The sequence below is a fragment of the Streptosporangium sp. NPDC020072 genome (genome assembly GCF_040631445.1).
In the GTDB taxonomy this organism is placed as follows: Bacteria; Actinomycetota; Actinomycetes; order Streptosporangiales; family Streptosporangiaceae; genus Streptosporangium.
The window spans coordinates 203,503-217,486 of sequence record NZ_JBEYAB010000003.1; the positions used below are offsets into that span (position 1 = coordinate 203,503).

The 13,984-nt window shown below is 71.4% G+C and carries 11 protein-coding genes; 9 read left to right on the forward strand and 2 right to left on the reverse strand.

The window, feature by feature from the left end; genetic code table 11:
• Positions 1 to 26: 26 nt before the first annotated feature.
• The 9 genes from ABZ470_RS07285 (at position 27) to ABZ470_RS07325 (ending at position 11,711) form a co-directional block, all read left to right on the forward strand.
• Positions 27 to 539: a hypothetical protein gene (locus ABZ470_RS07285; protein ID WP_352008795.1), complete on the forward strand. Its 513-nt coding sequence runs from the start codon at positions 27 to 29 to the stop codon at positions 537 to 539.
• Positions 539 to 1,660: a terpene synthase family protein gene (locus ABZ470_RS07290; RefSeq protein WP_352008794.1), complete on the forward strand. Its 1,122-nt coding sequence runs from the start codon at positions 539 to 541 to the stop codon at positions 1,658 to 1,660. Before ABZ470_RS07285 ends, ABZ470_RS07290 begins: the two co-directional genes overlap by 1 nt.
• A gap of 170 nt (positions 1,661 to 1,830) precedes the next feature.
• Positions 1,831 to 3,801: a sensor histidine kinase gene (locus ABZ470_RS07295; protein WP_362910571.1), complete on the forward strand. Its 1,971-nt coding sequence runs from the start codon at positions 1,831 to 1,833 to the stop codon at positions 3,799 to 3,801.
• 135 nt (positions 3,802 to 3,936) lie between these two features.
• Positions 3,937 to 5,367 (forward strand): BTAD domain-containing putative transcriptional regulator, encoded by a 1,431-nt coding sequence (locus ABZ470_RS07300; RefSeq protein WP_352008792.1) that lies wholly within the window; start codon positions 3,937 to 3,939, stop codon positions 5,365 to 5,367.
• 59 nt (positions 5,368 to 5,426) lie between these two features.
• Entirely contained in the window at positions 5,427 to 7,436 is a 2,010-nt protein-coding gene (locus ABZ470_RS07305; protein ID WP_362910573.1) for a sensor histidine kinase, read from the forward strand.
• Between the two features lie 66 nt (positions 7,437 to 7,502).
• Positions 7,503 to 8,402, forward strand: coding sequence for a hypothetical protein (locus tag ABZ470_RS07310; protein WP_362910575.1), 900 nt, complete (start codon positions 7,503 to 7,505; stop codon positions 8,400 to 8,402).
• Positions 8,403 to 8,458: 56 nt separating this feature from the next.
• Positions 8,459 to 10,243: an NAD+ synthase gene (locus ABZ470_RS07315; RefSeq protein WP_352008789.1), complete on the forward strand. Its 1,785-nt coding sequence runs from the start codon at positions 8,459 to 8,461 to the stop codon at positions 10,241 to 10,243.
• Positions 10,244 to 10,443: 200 nt separating this feature from the next.
• Entirely contained in the window at positions 10,444 to 10,659 is a 216-nt protein-coding gene (locus ABZ470_RS07320) for a DUF1918 domain-containing protein (RefSeq protein ID WP_352008788.1), read from the forward strand.
• 161 nt (positions 10,660 to 10,820) lie between these two features.
• Positions 10,821 to 11,711 carry an alpha/beta hydrolase gene (locus ABZ470_RS07325; protein WP_362910577.1) on the forward strand — a complete coding sequence of 297 codons (891 nt, stop codon included), beginning with the start codon at positions 10,821 to 10,823 and terminating at the stop codon, positions 11,709 to 11,711.
• Positions 11,712 to 11,732: 21 nt separating this feature from the next.
• Here ABZ470_RS07325 and ABZ470_RS07330 read toward each other — a convergent pair whose 3' ends face one another.
• Both ABZ470_RS07330 and ABZ470_RS07335 read right to left on the reverse strand, forming a co-directional pair.
• Positions 11,733 to 12,347, reverse strand: a complete 615-nt coding sequence (locus ABZ470_RS07330; protein ID WP_352008786.1) for a TetR/AcrR family transcriptional regulator — start codon at positions 12,345 to 12,347, stop codon at positions 11,733 to 11,735.
• 16 nt (positions 12,348 to 12,363) lie between these two features.
• On the reverse strand, positions 12,364 to 13,926 hold the full coding sequence (locus tag ABZ470_RS07335; protein ID WP_362910579.1) for an MFS transporter: 1,563 nt from the start codon (positions 13,924 to 13,926) through the stop codon (positions 12,364 to 12,366).
• Between the last annotated feature and the right edge of the window lie 58 nt (positions 13,927 to 13,984).

The window sequence follows — 13,984 nt, forward strand, 5'->3', positions numbered from 1 at the left end:
TCCCACAAGTAACGTGGAGGTGTAGGATGAGCACAGAGCTTCTCAAGAGCAGGTTGGATCATGCCTTCGGGCAACTGGACGCCGATGGCAACGGGCGGGTCGAGCGTGACGACCTACTCGGCCTGGGTGCCCTGATCCTGGTCGGTTTCGGCGAGTCGCCGACCTCGGCCGCGGGCAGCAAACTGGTCGACGGGTTCGAGTCGGTCTGGCGAGCCCTCTCCGGTGAGGTCGGCGACGGCGCCATCTCCCCGGAGGAGTTCAGAACCGGCATGTCCTCGGTCCTCTCCGAGGACGCGCGATTCGACGCGGTGCTCCGCCCCGCCGCGGAGGCGGTCGCGGAGATGTGCGACACCGACGGCGACGGTGTCGTCGAGGCAGCCGAGCTCCGGCTTCTGCTGAGCGCGTTCGGCGCCCCGTGCGGTGAGGCGGAAACCGCCTTCGAGCGGCTGGAGCACGAGCGCGGGGTCTCGGTCGGCGAGCTGGTCGAGGCGACCAGGGCCTACTACACGCTCCCCTCCCGGCCCGGCGGTTCGCTGTAGTGTCCGTCATCGACACGGCGACCAGGACCGGTGGACGGGCCTCCTCGGTCGCCGCGGCTCTGCTGCTGCCCCTCGTCGACCGGGTTCCGGTCATGGCCGCCCCGTGCCGCATGCACGCCTCGATCGACCGGATCACGGCCTCACTGGCGGACTGGACCCGCGAGATCGGGCTTGAGACTCCCGTGCTCGCGCGCTTCGACCGGATGGCGGGCCGCGCCTTCGCCGGGTTCGGCACCGAGTCGACACTCCTGTTCGCCAAATGGCTGACCTGGCTGTTCCACTTCGACGACGAGTGGGACGAGAAACCCGCCGGGCGGGCGGCTGGGATCGTGGAGGCCACCTTCTCCCGTCTGGTCCGCCACACCGCGGAGGCCGTTCACGGTGAGACGCAGGCGGCCAGAACGGCCATGACGGCGTCGCTCACCGCCGCACGGCCGAGGCCTTCGGCACCGGTCATGACGCGGATCCCGTCCCCGCTCCCGGTCAGGACGCCGAGGCCCGAGGGGGTCTCCCCGGTCGAGGCGGCCTTCCGCGACCTGTGGGGGGCGACCGCCCCCAGGATGAGCCGCCGCTGGCGGGAACGTTTCGCCCACGGGCTGGCGGCCCAGGGAGTGGCGTGCCGTACCGAGGCGGAGAACCGGTGCGCGGGGCGGGTGCCCTCGATCACGGAGTACCCCGTGCTGCGCAGGGGAACGGTCGGCCCCTACCTGTTCGACCTGGTCGAACCGTGCCTGGGGGTCGAGGTCCCGGCCGAGCTGCGGGAGTGCCGGACCTGGCGGACGCTGGTCGACGCCTGCAACGACGTCACCGCCTGGTGCAACGACGTCGCCTCGCACCACAAGGAGCGGGCCAACGGTGACGTGCACAACTACGTGATGGTCGCCGCGCACGCCTTCGGCCTGTCCGACGCCGAGGCCGTGGCCTGGGTGAACGACCGGATCGCCGAGCGCTCCGAGGACCTGCGGGCCGCCGCGCGCCGGCTGCCCGGACTGTTCGACGAGTTCGGGCTCACACCCGTCGAGGCGAGGAACGCCAGCAAGGTCGCCTGCGCCTTCCTCACCGCGCCCAGGGCCCAGCTCGAATGGCTCCTTGAGTCAGAGAGATACGACGTCACGGCGTGAGGTTCGCGCCGCCCTCGCCCGCGTCCGCACCCGCGTGGCGAAAGGCGGCCTTCCCCTCACCCGGCGCGCCGGGGCGTGAAGGGGAGGTTCTCACGTTGATCATTGGTTGATTCTTTTGTGGTTCGTGCCGGTTAAGGTCCTTTTGAGCACGACATGGAAGGGCCGAGGCGATGCGTGGGCTGAGCCGGGTTTTCCCGACGGTGACGCCCGTCAGGGCGCGGATCTCGGCGGTACTGATCGCCGCCGTCTCCGTGGCCATGGAATGGGGCAACATCTGGGTGACGGCGCAACTGCCGCAGCCCTCCTACACGCCACTGCCGTTCGCGCCCGAGGACGTCACGGGCAGTGCCTTCCCGATCTTCGGGGCGCTGCTGGTGTTCCAGCGGCCCCGGCTGATGATCGGCTGGCTGCTGTGCCTGGGCGGGCTGTGCTCGGCGCTGAACAGCCTGACGACGAACCTCGCGCTGCTGAACGCGGTCGGGCACCTCGGCCTTCCCGAGCAGATCTGGACGGTCGCCGGTGTGAGCGGGAAGCTCACGATCCTGCAGCTGGGCGTGCTGCTGCCGCTGCTGTACCCGGACGGGCGTCTGCCCTCCCGCCGCTGGCGGCCGCTGATCTGGTTCACCGTCGTCGTGCTGACCGTCGACACGCTGCGCGCCGAGTTCCTGATCCCTCAGACACGGGACCGTTCCACCTTCCCCTGGCAGGCCCATCTGCTGATGGAGTACCTCGGCAACGTGGCGATGGTCCTGGCCTTCGTCTCGCTGGCCGTACGGTTCCGGCGGGCGGGGCTGGAGGAGCGCAGGCAGATCCTGTGGCCGCTGCTGGCGATGGCCACCGTGATCATCCCCTGGGTGGTCGGCAACCCCCTGTGGTGGCTGACCTCGTTCACGGTCCTGCTCATCCCCGCCGCGATCACCTTCTCCGTGCTGCGCCACCGGCTCTACGGCATCGACACACTGGTCACCCGGACGCTGGTCGGCGCGGGGCTGGTCGGTGTGATCGGCGGCGTCTACATGGCGGCGGGCGCGGCCTCCAGCCTGTTCCTGTCAGACGTCTACCCGGTCGGCGGGCTGCTCGCCGCGCTCTGCGCCGGGGCGTTCTTCCATCCGCTGCGCCGTCTGCTGCAACGCGGCGCGGACAACCTGCTCTACGGCAGCAGGGGCGACCCGGTGGCGCTGGCCGAGGGGCTACGGCGGCGCCTGCAGCGTGTCGATCCCGCCGGCGGGCTGGTCGCCGCGCTGGAGGTGCTCCGGGAGGGCCTGGCGGTGACCGGGGTCGCGGTGCGCTTCCCGGGCGGCGGGCCCGCGGAGGTGACGGTCGGCGAGCTGCGGGAGGTGGTGCGCGACGTCGAGCTGGTCTGGCACGGCGGGCACGTCGGCGACCTGCTGATCGGACCGCCCGGGGCCAGGCGGCTGCCCGCCGCGCACAACGGACGGGTGATCGCCGCGCTCACGCCGTACGTGGCCGACGCCGCCCACGCGGTCAGGCTGGTCGGCGCGCTGCGGCGCTCCCGCGAGCGGATCGTCGCCACCCGGGAGGAGGAGCGCCGCCGCCTGCGGCGGGACCTGCACGACGGGCTCGGCCAGTCGCTCAGCGGGATGGCCATGTCCATCACCATGGCCAGGCATTCGCTGCGCACCTCCCCCGAGGCCGCCGAACGCGTGCTCAGCGACCTTCGCTCCGGCATGGACGCGGTGACCAGCGACATCAGGCACCTGGTCTACGGCCTGCGCCCGCCCGCCCTGGACGACCTCGGGCTCGCCGGGGCCGTCAGGCAGATGGCGGGCCCCGGGGTCGAGGTGAGCGGGGAACCGGCCGGGCTGCCCGCCGCGGTCGAGGTCGCCGCCTACCGGATCGTCCAGGAGGCGCTCACCAACGTCACCAGGCACGCCGGGGCCCAGGTGGTGCGGGTCGTCCTCGAACGGGTCGCACCGGACCGGGACGGGCAAGAGCACCTGAACGTCAGGGTGAGCGACGACGGCATCGGCCTGCCCGCGAGCAGGCGCTCCGGGGTCGGGCTCTCGTCGATGCGGGAGAGGGCCGCCGAACTCGGCGGCACCTGCGTGATCACCTCACCGCCGGAGGGCGGGACGGTGGTCGAGGCGGTGCTCCCGTTGAACGCGAACGCGGAGACCTGATCTTTGGTGATTTCTCACAGGATGTGAACGATGGTGGGTATTACCGTATGACGTTAGCCCTGCTAGCCCTACGCTTACCCTGCGATGCTGATATTTCGTGCTCTCGGACCGTTCCAGGCTCGCCACGGCGACACGGTGATCGATCTAGGCGGCCAACGCCAGATGGCCGTACTGGCCCGCCTCCTCGTCGCGGGCGGTCGCGCCGTGCCCGTAAGCATGCTCATCGACGAGCTCTGGCCGGGCGAACCCCCCACTCAGGCCCTGTCAACCGTACAGGGATACGTCTCGCGGCTGCGGCGCGCCCTCGAACCGGGCCGCGCCCCCAGGGAGGAGGCGGAGGTGCTGGTCTCGGCGCCGCCGGGGTACGCGCTGCGCGCCGACGCCCAGCAGGTGGACGCCTGGATGTTCGAGGACGCCGTCAAGACCGAGGGCGACCCCGCGACGGTGTGGAAACGGCTGGGAGAGGCCCTGTCGCTGTGGCGGGGACCGGCGCTGGCCGAGTTCTCCGACCTGCCCTGGGCGATGACCGAGGCGGGCCGCCTTGAGGAACTGCGGCTGATCGCGTTCGAACGCCGCGCGGACGCGGGGCTGGCGCTCGGCCGCTCCGGCGCGCTGGTCGCCGACCTGGAGGCGCACGTCTCGGCGCACCCGCTGCGGGAGGAGGCCTGGCGGCTGCTGGCGCTCGCGCTCTACCGGGGCGGCAGGCAGGGCGACGCCCTGGGAGCGCTCCGGCGCGCCAGGACGACGCTCCGCGAGGAGCTCGGCCTCGATCTCGGCGCGACCCTGCAACGGCTCGAATCGGACATGCTCTCGCAGGCCGCCCACCTGGATCCGCACGGGGACGCGCCGTCCGTCAGGGAGACCGTCACCGTACGGCCCGCCGCCCCCGTCCTTCCCGCCGCCCCCACGCTGCGCGTGGTCGTGGCCGACGACCAGGCCCTGGTCCGCACGGGTCTGCGCGTCGTGCTCGACAGCGAGCCCGGTTTCCACCTCGTCGGTGAGGCGGAGAACGGCGAACAGGCCATCACGGTCGTCCGTGAGACCCACCCGGACCTGGTGCTGATGGACATCCAGATGCCCCGTCTCGACGGCCTGACCGCCGCGCGGCGCATCCTGTCCGACGAGGCCCCGCCGAAGGTGATCATGATGACCACGTTCGGCACGGACGACAACCTCTACGCGGCGCTACGGGCCGGGGTGAGCGGGTTCGTGCTCAAGACCTCCGCGCCGGAGCAGCTCATCAGCGCGATGCGTGCCGCGCAGGCCGGTGACGCGCTGATCGACCCCGCCGTCACGACCCGCCTGATCGCGGGCTTCGCCGGGCGGGCCAACCCCTCGGCTCCCCCCGGCCTCGCCGGTCTCGGTGACGCCGACCTCGACCTGATGAAACTGATCGCCAGGGGGCTCACCAACCGGCAGATCGCGGCGACCCTGGCCGTCCAGGAACGGTCGGTCGCCCAGTCGGTGGCCAGGCTCCTCGACCACCTGGGACTGTTCGACCGCGCCCAGCTCGTCGTCGCCGCATACGAGTCGGGCCTGGTCAACCCGGGTGACGTGGGCAGGTGACGATGCCGGTCGAGACACCTCCCGGCCGCCCCCCCGACGTCCCAGGAGCGGCCCCCGCCGTGGACGTGCCCGGACGGGCGGCGCGGGGGCGGCGGGCGATCTCCCGGCCGCGCCTGGTGGTCATCGCGCTCTCGGCCGCCGCGTCCGCACTGACGGTGGCCGCGCTGGTGGTCACCTGGGACCTGCCGTCCGAGTGGGGCGTCGGGCTGCTCGTCTCCCCCGACCTGTCGTGTGCCCTGACCTTCCCGCTGGTCGGCGCCTTCCTGCTGGCCCACCGGTCCCGCCCGCCCGCGGCGTGGCTGATGTGCGTAGGCGGGATCGCCTGCGCCGTCAACGTCCTGGGCACCGCCCTGATGCTGCGCTCGGGGGCCCAGGGCGACCTGATGGCGGCCGGGACATACCGCTACGCCGCCGGGATCGGCTGGGCCGTCGGCGGGCTGACGCTGGCGGTCCTGCTGCCGCTCTACTCCCCCGACGGCAGGCTGCCCTCCCGGCGCTGGCGTCCTGTCGTGGTCCTGACGGGCGTGGTGATGGCCGTCGAGGCGTTCCGCCTGGTCGTACGGCCCACACCGCCCCTGGACGGCTACCCGCTGCCCGCCCGGCTGCCCAACCCGCTGGCGATCGAGGCGCTGAGGCCGTACAACGCGGCGCTGCAGAACGTCATGCTGGGGATGATCATGGGCATGGCGGTGCTGGCGATGCTCTCCCTGGTGCTGCGCCTGCGCCGGGCCGACCCGGTGATGCGCCGCCAGATCGCCTGGCCGCTGGGCGCGTTCGCCGTCTACATCGTCTGCATGCTCGCCGGGAAGGACTGGGTCCTGACGGCCACCGTGTGGACCGGGCTGATCCCGATCGCCATCACCTTCTCCGTGCTGCGCCACCGCCTGTACGGCATCGACACCGTGATCAGCCGTGCCTTCGTGGCCGCCGGGCTGATCGCCGCGGTCAGCGTGGTCTACTTCGGGGCCGGGGCCATCGCCGGGTTCGCCCTGTCCGGCTACGACCGGATCGGCGGCCTGGCCGCCGCCCTGCTCGCCGGGGTGTTCTTCCACCCGCTGCGCGGGATGCTCAGGCGCTGGGCCGACCGTCTCATGTACGGCACGCACGGAGATCCGGCGGCCCTGGCCGCCCGGCTGACCAGGGAGGTCGGCCAGGCCGAGCCCGCCAACGCGCTGGCCGCCGTGGCCGCGGCCGTCAAGGACGGCCTGAGCGTCACCGGTGTGGCGGTCGAGGCGCGGGCCCCGGGAAGCAGGAGGGTCGAGATCGGCCTGCTGGGACCCGCCCCCCGCGTGGTACCGCTGGTCTGGCACGGCGAGCCCGTCGGACGGCTGCTGCTGGGCGCGCCCGGCCCCCGCAGGTTCGCCGCGGCCCACAACGACCGGCTGATCGCCGTGGTCACGCCGTACGTGGCGGACGTGGTGCACGCCGTGACGATGACCGCCGACCTGCGGCGCTCCCGCGAGCGCATCCTCACCGCCCGTGAGGAGGAGCGCAGGCGCCTGCGGCGGGACCTGCACGACGGGCTCGGCCACGCGCTGACCGACATGGCGATGTCGATCAACATGGCCAGGATCAGCCTGCGCTCCGCCCCGGCCTCGGCCGACCGGCTCCTGGCCGAGTTGCGCGAGGGCATGGACACGGTCGGTCAGGAGATCAGGGAGCTGGTCTACGGCCTGCGCCCGCCGACCCTCGACGAGCTCGGCCTGGCCGGGGCCGTACGGGCGCTGGCCGCCGACGGCGGGCCCGAGGTGGCCGTGGAGACCGAGGGCGACCTGTCCGACCTGCCCGCGGCCACCGAGGTCGCCGCCTACCGGATCGCGCAGGAGGGGCTCACCAACGTCCGCAAGCACGCGGGCGCCAGCTCCGCCGTGGTCTCGCTGCGCCGGGGCGAGTCGCTGGTCGTCCGCGTCCAGGACGACGGAGGCGGGCTGCCCGAGGGGCGCCGTGCGGGCGTCGGCCTGCTGTCGATGCGTGAGCGCGCCGCGGAGCTGGGCGGGACGTGCGTGATCGGCGCCGCGCCGGGAGGCGGTACGGTCGTCGAGGCCGTGCTGCCGATCTCCGCCGCCTGAGTGTGAACTTTCCGGTGCTCCCGCGTGTCTGACATGGCGTTGCTGAAATTATCCGAGGAGTTTCGCGTGAAGCACCTGGCCCTGGCCGTCGGCGCCGTACTCGCCGCGTCCACCGTCGTGTCCGTCGCCGCCGTCCCCGCCCCCGCCCGGGCCGCCACCACTCCGGGGGCCGTCTTCTTCGGCTACAAGGGCGCGGGGGTCGAGGTGGTCACCCAGCAGGGGGGCCTGAGCAAGCTGGCCGTCGGCGGCTCCTCCTTCGCCGGGCAGTTCGCCGCGGCGCCCGGCGGCGGGAAGGTCGCCTGGATCGACGGCAAGGGGCGCCTGCACGTCAAGAGCGCGGCCGGCGACAAGGTGGTCGCCACGAACGCCGCCTACGTGGGGCCGTGCCTGACCCCCGCCTGGAGCGCGGACGGCAAGCGGATCGCCTACGTGACCAAGGGCGGTTCGGACAAGGCGACCGTCGCGCTGGTCGGCGCCGGCGGCGGCAGGCCGGTGATCGCGGGCAAGACCGCGGGCGTGTGCCACCTGGCCTGGTCGGCCGACGGCAGGACGCTCGCCGGATACGCCGGGAACACCGACGGCGTCTACCTGCTGAACACCGTCTCGCACGTCTCGACCAGGGTCCCCGGGATCCGGCTCGCCAACCACGTCGACGGTCTGTCCCCCAACGGCGACCGGGTCGTGGTGAACACGATCGGCAAGAACGCCCCCGGCGGGGACGGCTCCTGGCCGCTGTCCTACACCCCGTCGCTCTACGACACCAGGACCGGCAGGAAGATCCCCATCCCGGTGCGGGGCACGCTGATCGGCGCCAGGTTCCTGACCGACGGCACCCTCGTGGTCCGGGTCAAGGGCAAGGGCGCCAACACCTGGGTCGTGCTCGACCCCGACACCTACAAGGTGAGCCAGCGCGTGGGAGAGATCCCGCAGGCCAAGAACCTCGGCCTGCTCAGCGTCATCGGCTGACCCACCCGTACGGCCCCCGCCGCGCCGGAGGGCGGGGCCCCAATAGGGTGGGACACGTGGCTCAACTGCGCATCGCCCTTGCCCAGACCAACCCCGAGGTCGGCGACCTGGCGGCCAACGCCGACAGGATCGTCGAGTGGACCAGGCGCGCCACCGAGCGTGGCGCGCATCTGACGGTCTTCACCGAGATGTCCCTGGTCGGATACCCGGTCGAGGACCTGGTGCTGCGGGCGTCCTTCGTCGACGCCTCGCTCGCCGCCGTCGAGGCCCTCGCGACGCGGCTGGCCGAGGAGGGGCTCGGCGAGATGCCGGTCGTGGTCGGCTACGTGGACCGGGCGAACCTCTCCCCGAGGCTCGGCCTGCCGAAGGGGGCCCCGCTGGACGCCGCGGCCCTCATCCACCGGGGCCGGGTCGTGGTCAGGACCGCCAAGCACCACCTGCCCAACTACGGGGTCTTCGACGAGTACCGCTACTTCGTGCGCGGTGACCGGCTGCCGATCTTCCGGCTGCACGGGGTGGACGTGGCCATCGCCGTCTGTGAGGACCTGTGGCAGGAGGGCGGGCCGGTCGCCGTGGTCGCCGAGGCGGGCGCCGGGCTGCTGATCACGCCGAACGCCTCGCCGTACGAGCGGGAGAAGGACGACGTGCGGCTTGAGCTCGTCGCGCGGCGGGCCAGGGAGGCGGGCTGCGCCCTCCTCTACGTCAACCAGGTCGGCGGCCAGGACGAGCTGGTCTTCGACGGTGACTCGCTGGTCGTCTCGGCCTCGGGTGAGCTGGTCGCGCGGGGCGCGAAGTTCGCCGAGGAGCTGCTGGTCGTCGATCTCGACCTGCCCGAGGCGCGGTTCGGCGGCCTGGGGACCTTCGAGACCGAGGCGGGCGACGGGACGGTCATCACGGTCGAGCGGATCGAGCTGTCCGCCCGCTCGCTCGAACCGTACGAGCCGCTGGCGCCCTCGGTCGCCGAGCCCATGGAGGACACCGCGGAGGTCTACTCGGCACTGGTTCTCGCGGTGCGCGACTACGTGCGCAAGAACGGCTTCCAGTCGGTCATCCTCGGCCTGTCCGGGGGGATCGACTCGGCGCTGACCGCGACGATCGCCTCGGACGCGATCGGCCCCGAGCGGGTGCACGCGGTGCTGATGCCCTCCCGCTACTCCTCGGACCACTCCCTGAGCGACGCCAGGGAGCTGGTCGAACGGCAGGGCATCAACTCCAGGGTCGTCCCGATCTCCGGTGTGGTCGACGCCTTCGAGAAGGAGATCGAGCTGTCCGGGCTGGCCGCGGAAAACCTCCAGGCCAGGGTGCGCGGCATGATCCTGATGGGCCTGTCCAACCAGCACGGTCACCTGGTGCTGACGACCGGCAACAAGAGCGAGCTCGCGGTCGGATACTCCACCCTCTACGGCGACTCCGCCGGTGGCTTCGCGCCCATCAAGGACGTGCTCAAGACCCTGGTCTGGGAGCTGTCGCGCTGGCGGAACGCCCAGGCGGGCAGGTCGGGCGAGTTCCTGTACGGCTTCGCGCGCCCGCCCATCCCGGAGAACTCCATCGAGAAGGAGCCGAGCGCGGAGCTGCGCCCCGGCCAGCGTGACACCGACTCCCTGCCCGAGTACGACGTGCTCGACCCCCTCCTGCACGACTACGTCGAGGAGGACATGGGATCGGCCGAGCTGGTCGCCGCCGGTCACGACCCCGCTCTGGTCGCCAGGATCATCCGCCTGGTCGACCTGGCCGAGTACAAGCGCCGCCAGTATCCCCCGGGCCCCAAGATCACGGCCAAGAACTTCGGCCGCGACCGTCGTCTGCCGATCACCAACCGCTGGCGCGAGACTCCCCTCTGACCTGCCTGAACGACTCCGGTGGGCCGTGCATGAGCTTTGCGGGGTGGGTATCACCGCAGGGAGGGTCACCGGCGGCCGGGGAGGGGGCTGAGATCGGCCGCGGTGGTCCGGCGGGCGGCGAGCGGGCGCCGTCGACTCCCCTCCACCCGTCCGCCCGCGCTCGGCGGCCCGCCGGAATCCAGGAGACAGGGGGAGATCAGATGAAGGCAAAGGTAGGTGACAGGCTCGTCGTCGAGGGCACCCGGCACGGGGAGACCCGGCGGATCGGTGTGGTCGTGGGGCTTGTCCACGAGGACGGCTCCCCGCCCTACATGGTGCACTGGGAGCACGACGAGCACGAGACCATGGTGTTCCCCGGCCCGGACGCCCACGTGGTCTCCGAGGACCGGAAGGAGACCCCGCTGACCACCTCGTGACGTGAGGCGGGTCGTTCGCCGTCGTCCCGGCCCGGGGCGGCGGCGAACTCGTTTCCGCATCCCGGGCAGCAACTCTTTACGGCATAAGCTATTCTTGCGCCCATCAACTCCTTACGGCGTACGGAATTCCCGCCGCCGCTGCAAGAACCGGAGAGACGCCCATGCCCACGGTGACCCTGCACGACGCGAGTCCCATCGAGGTGGAGGTCCACGGCGAGGGACCCGTCCTGCTGCTGCCCGTCAACCCCCTCCCCGCCGAGGGGCCCCAGGCCGAGGCGATGCGCGCCTGGGGCACGGACCCCGCACTCGGCCGCTCCCTCATCGAGGGCCTGCGCGACGCCTTCACGGTGGTCGCCTTCGACTACGAGAACCATGTCCTGGCCAACCCCAAGCCCGGCACCCTGACCCCCGCCAACATCGCCCGCGACCTGCTCGCCGTCGCCGACGCCGCGGGGGCCGACCGCTTCGCCTACTACGGCTACTCCTGGCTCGCGTTGAGCGGACTCCAGCTCGCGCTCAGGACCGACCGGCTGTCCGCCCTGGTCATGGGTGGTTTCCCGCCACTCGGCGGGCCGTACGCGGAGATGCTGCGGGTGACCACGGCGACCCACGAGATGGCGCTCGCCGGAGCCTCGAAAAAAGCCGTGGAAAAAGCCACCGGAGAGGCCGCCGAGAAGCCCTCCGGGCCGCCGGAGAAGGACGACTGGTCGTCGGTCGAGGTGACGTTGTCGCCGGACCAGACCAGGCAGTTCGTCACGCTGTACGAGGAACTGCGGGGGTTCGACGACCTGGCCGCCCAGCCCCGGATCACCTGCCCCAGGCTCTGTTTCGTCGGATCGGCCGACGACATCGAGTACGGCGAGCGCTGGGGCGGGGTGCGTGTGGGCATCGCGAGCGCGGTCGCCGGGCGGCGGGCCGAGATCGAGGCCCTCGGCTGGGATGTGACGGTCCTGGACGGGCTCGACCACATGGGGGCCATGCAGCCTTCCACGGTCCTGCCCCTGGTGCGCCCGTGGCTGCGGGCACGGATCGGCGCCCTGCCCGCCGGGTGAGGCCTGGGGGTGAGGCGGGGATCAGCGAGGGGACATGCCGACGAGCAGATGGTCGATGACCCGCTCGGCGGTCCCCTCGGGAAGATCCTCCTGATCGGGGCCGAAGCCCCTGACGTACCAGACCACGGTCCCGATCAGCGAGGCGATGGAGACCGGCACGTCGAGGTCGGCCCTCAGCTCGCCGGTCGCGATGCCACGCTGCAGCAGCGCGGTCAGCACGGCCCTGCGCGGCGCGATGGTCGCCTGGTGGATGCGCTGCACGAGGCGGGGATGCCGTTCGGTCTCGTTCATCGCGATGTTCATCACGCACCGCGACCGCGCGTTGCGCGCCTCCTGCAGGAAGACCTCGGCGCAGGCGACCAGGTCCTCGCGCAGCGACCTGCCCGCCAGCGCGGGCAGTGGCGCCTTGAGGGCGGCGAGGGCGTCGACGAGCAGATCTTCCTTGTTGGACCATCGGCGGTAGATCGTCGTCTTGCCGACGCCCGCGCGGGCGGCGATCGCCTCGATCGACAGCTCACCGAGGCCGCTGCTCTCGCTGATCAGATCGAGGGTCGCCTCAATGATCGCCTTCTCTGCCCTGGCGCTGCGGGGGCGGCCCGCGGGACGGGCCGCCTGAGTCTCATCCGTCGTGGTCATCGTATGTCCACATTACCTACACGCCGGCCGGTTCCTTATCGAGATCGTGCTGTTCCGCGACCGTCACCGGGGCGTTCTTTCCCGGCAGCCACCTGAGCACCACCAGAGCGCCGAGGAGCGCGATGGCGGCGGAGACCAGCGAGGTGACGTGCATGCCGTCGAGGAAGGCGTGCTTGGCGGGCTCTATCAGCGCGGCACCGCGCTCACCGAGGGCCTTGGCCGCGCCGATCGTGGCCGTCAGGGACTCACCCGCCACGTGCTGGAGCTCGGCGGGCAGACCGGTCAGGCTGGGGGCGATCTCGTCGCGGTAGGTCGCCGAGAGCAGCGAGCCGAGCAGGGCGACGCCGAGCGCGCCCGCGACCTGGCGGATGGTGTTGCTCATGGCCGAGCCGACGCCCGCCTTCTCCCTGGGCAGCGCCTCCATGATCGTGGTGGTCGCGGGCGGCATGATGTTGGCCATCGCCGCGCCCTGGACGAAGAAGACGATCTCGATCAGCAGGACGGGGGTGTTCTGGTCCATCAGCGCGTACGAACCGAGGGCCGCGGCCACCACGACCATGCTCACGGTCGCGCTCACCTTGCTGCCGAAGCGCCTGACCATCTGCTGGCTGAGCGGGGCGAAGATGATCTGCGCCGCGGCGAACGGGATCATCAGCGCGCCCGACTCCATCGGGGTGAAGCCGAGGACGATCTGCAGGTAGAAGATCAGGAAGAACATCGCGCCCATCATCGCGAAGAACACGATGCCGATCATGCCGACCGCGGTGGAGAAACGGACGTTGGAGAAATAGCGGACGTCGAAGGCCGGGTGGTCGATGCGGCGCTCGTACCAGACGAAGGCCGCGAGCACGGCCACACCGAGGATCGTCGGGACCAGCACCTCGGCGCTGGCGACCGTGGCCAGCTCACCACCCCTGATGATGCCGTAGGTGATCGCCACGAGGCCGATGATGGACAGCAGCACGCCGACCGGGTCGAGCCTGGAGGGCTTGGGGTCACGCGACTCGGGCACGACGAGGGCGATGAGCACCATGCTGACCAGCACGATCGGCAGGTTGACCAGGAAGACCGAACCCCACCAGAAGTGCTCGATGAGCAGACCGCCGGTGATCGGGCCGATCGCCACGGCGATGCCGACGCCTCCCGCCCAGACGCCGATCGCCTTGCCGCGTTCCTGCGGGGGGAAGACGTTGGAGATGATCGCGAGAGTGGCCGGCATGATCGCGGCGCCCCCGACGCCCATGAAGGCGCGCGCGACGATCAGCTGGGTCGGGTCCTGGGCGTAGGCGCTGGCCAGCGACGCCAGGCCGAAGAGCACCATGCCGATGAACAGCATGCGCTTACGGCCGGTACGGTCGCCGATCACACCGAAGGTGAACAGCAGACCGGCGAAGACGAGCGTGTAGGAGTTGATCGCCCACTCAAGCTGGCTCTGCGTGGCCCCCAGACCCTCCTGAGGGTCGGCGATCGTCTTCAGCGCGACGTTGAGGATCGTGTTGTCCAGCACGACCGCCAGGAGGCTGAAGACCAGCACCCCCAGGATCTGCCACCGTCTCGGGTGGCCGGTTTGGTGTTCCATGGATGCCCCGTTTCGATACACAAAAGTTTCGAAACAGTACCGTATCGGTAGATCATAC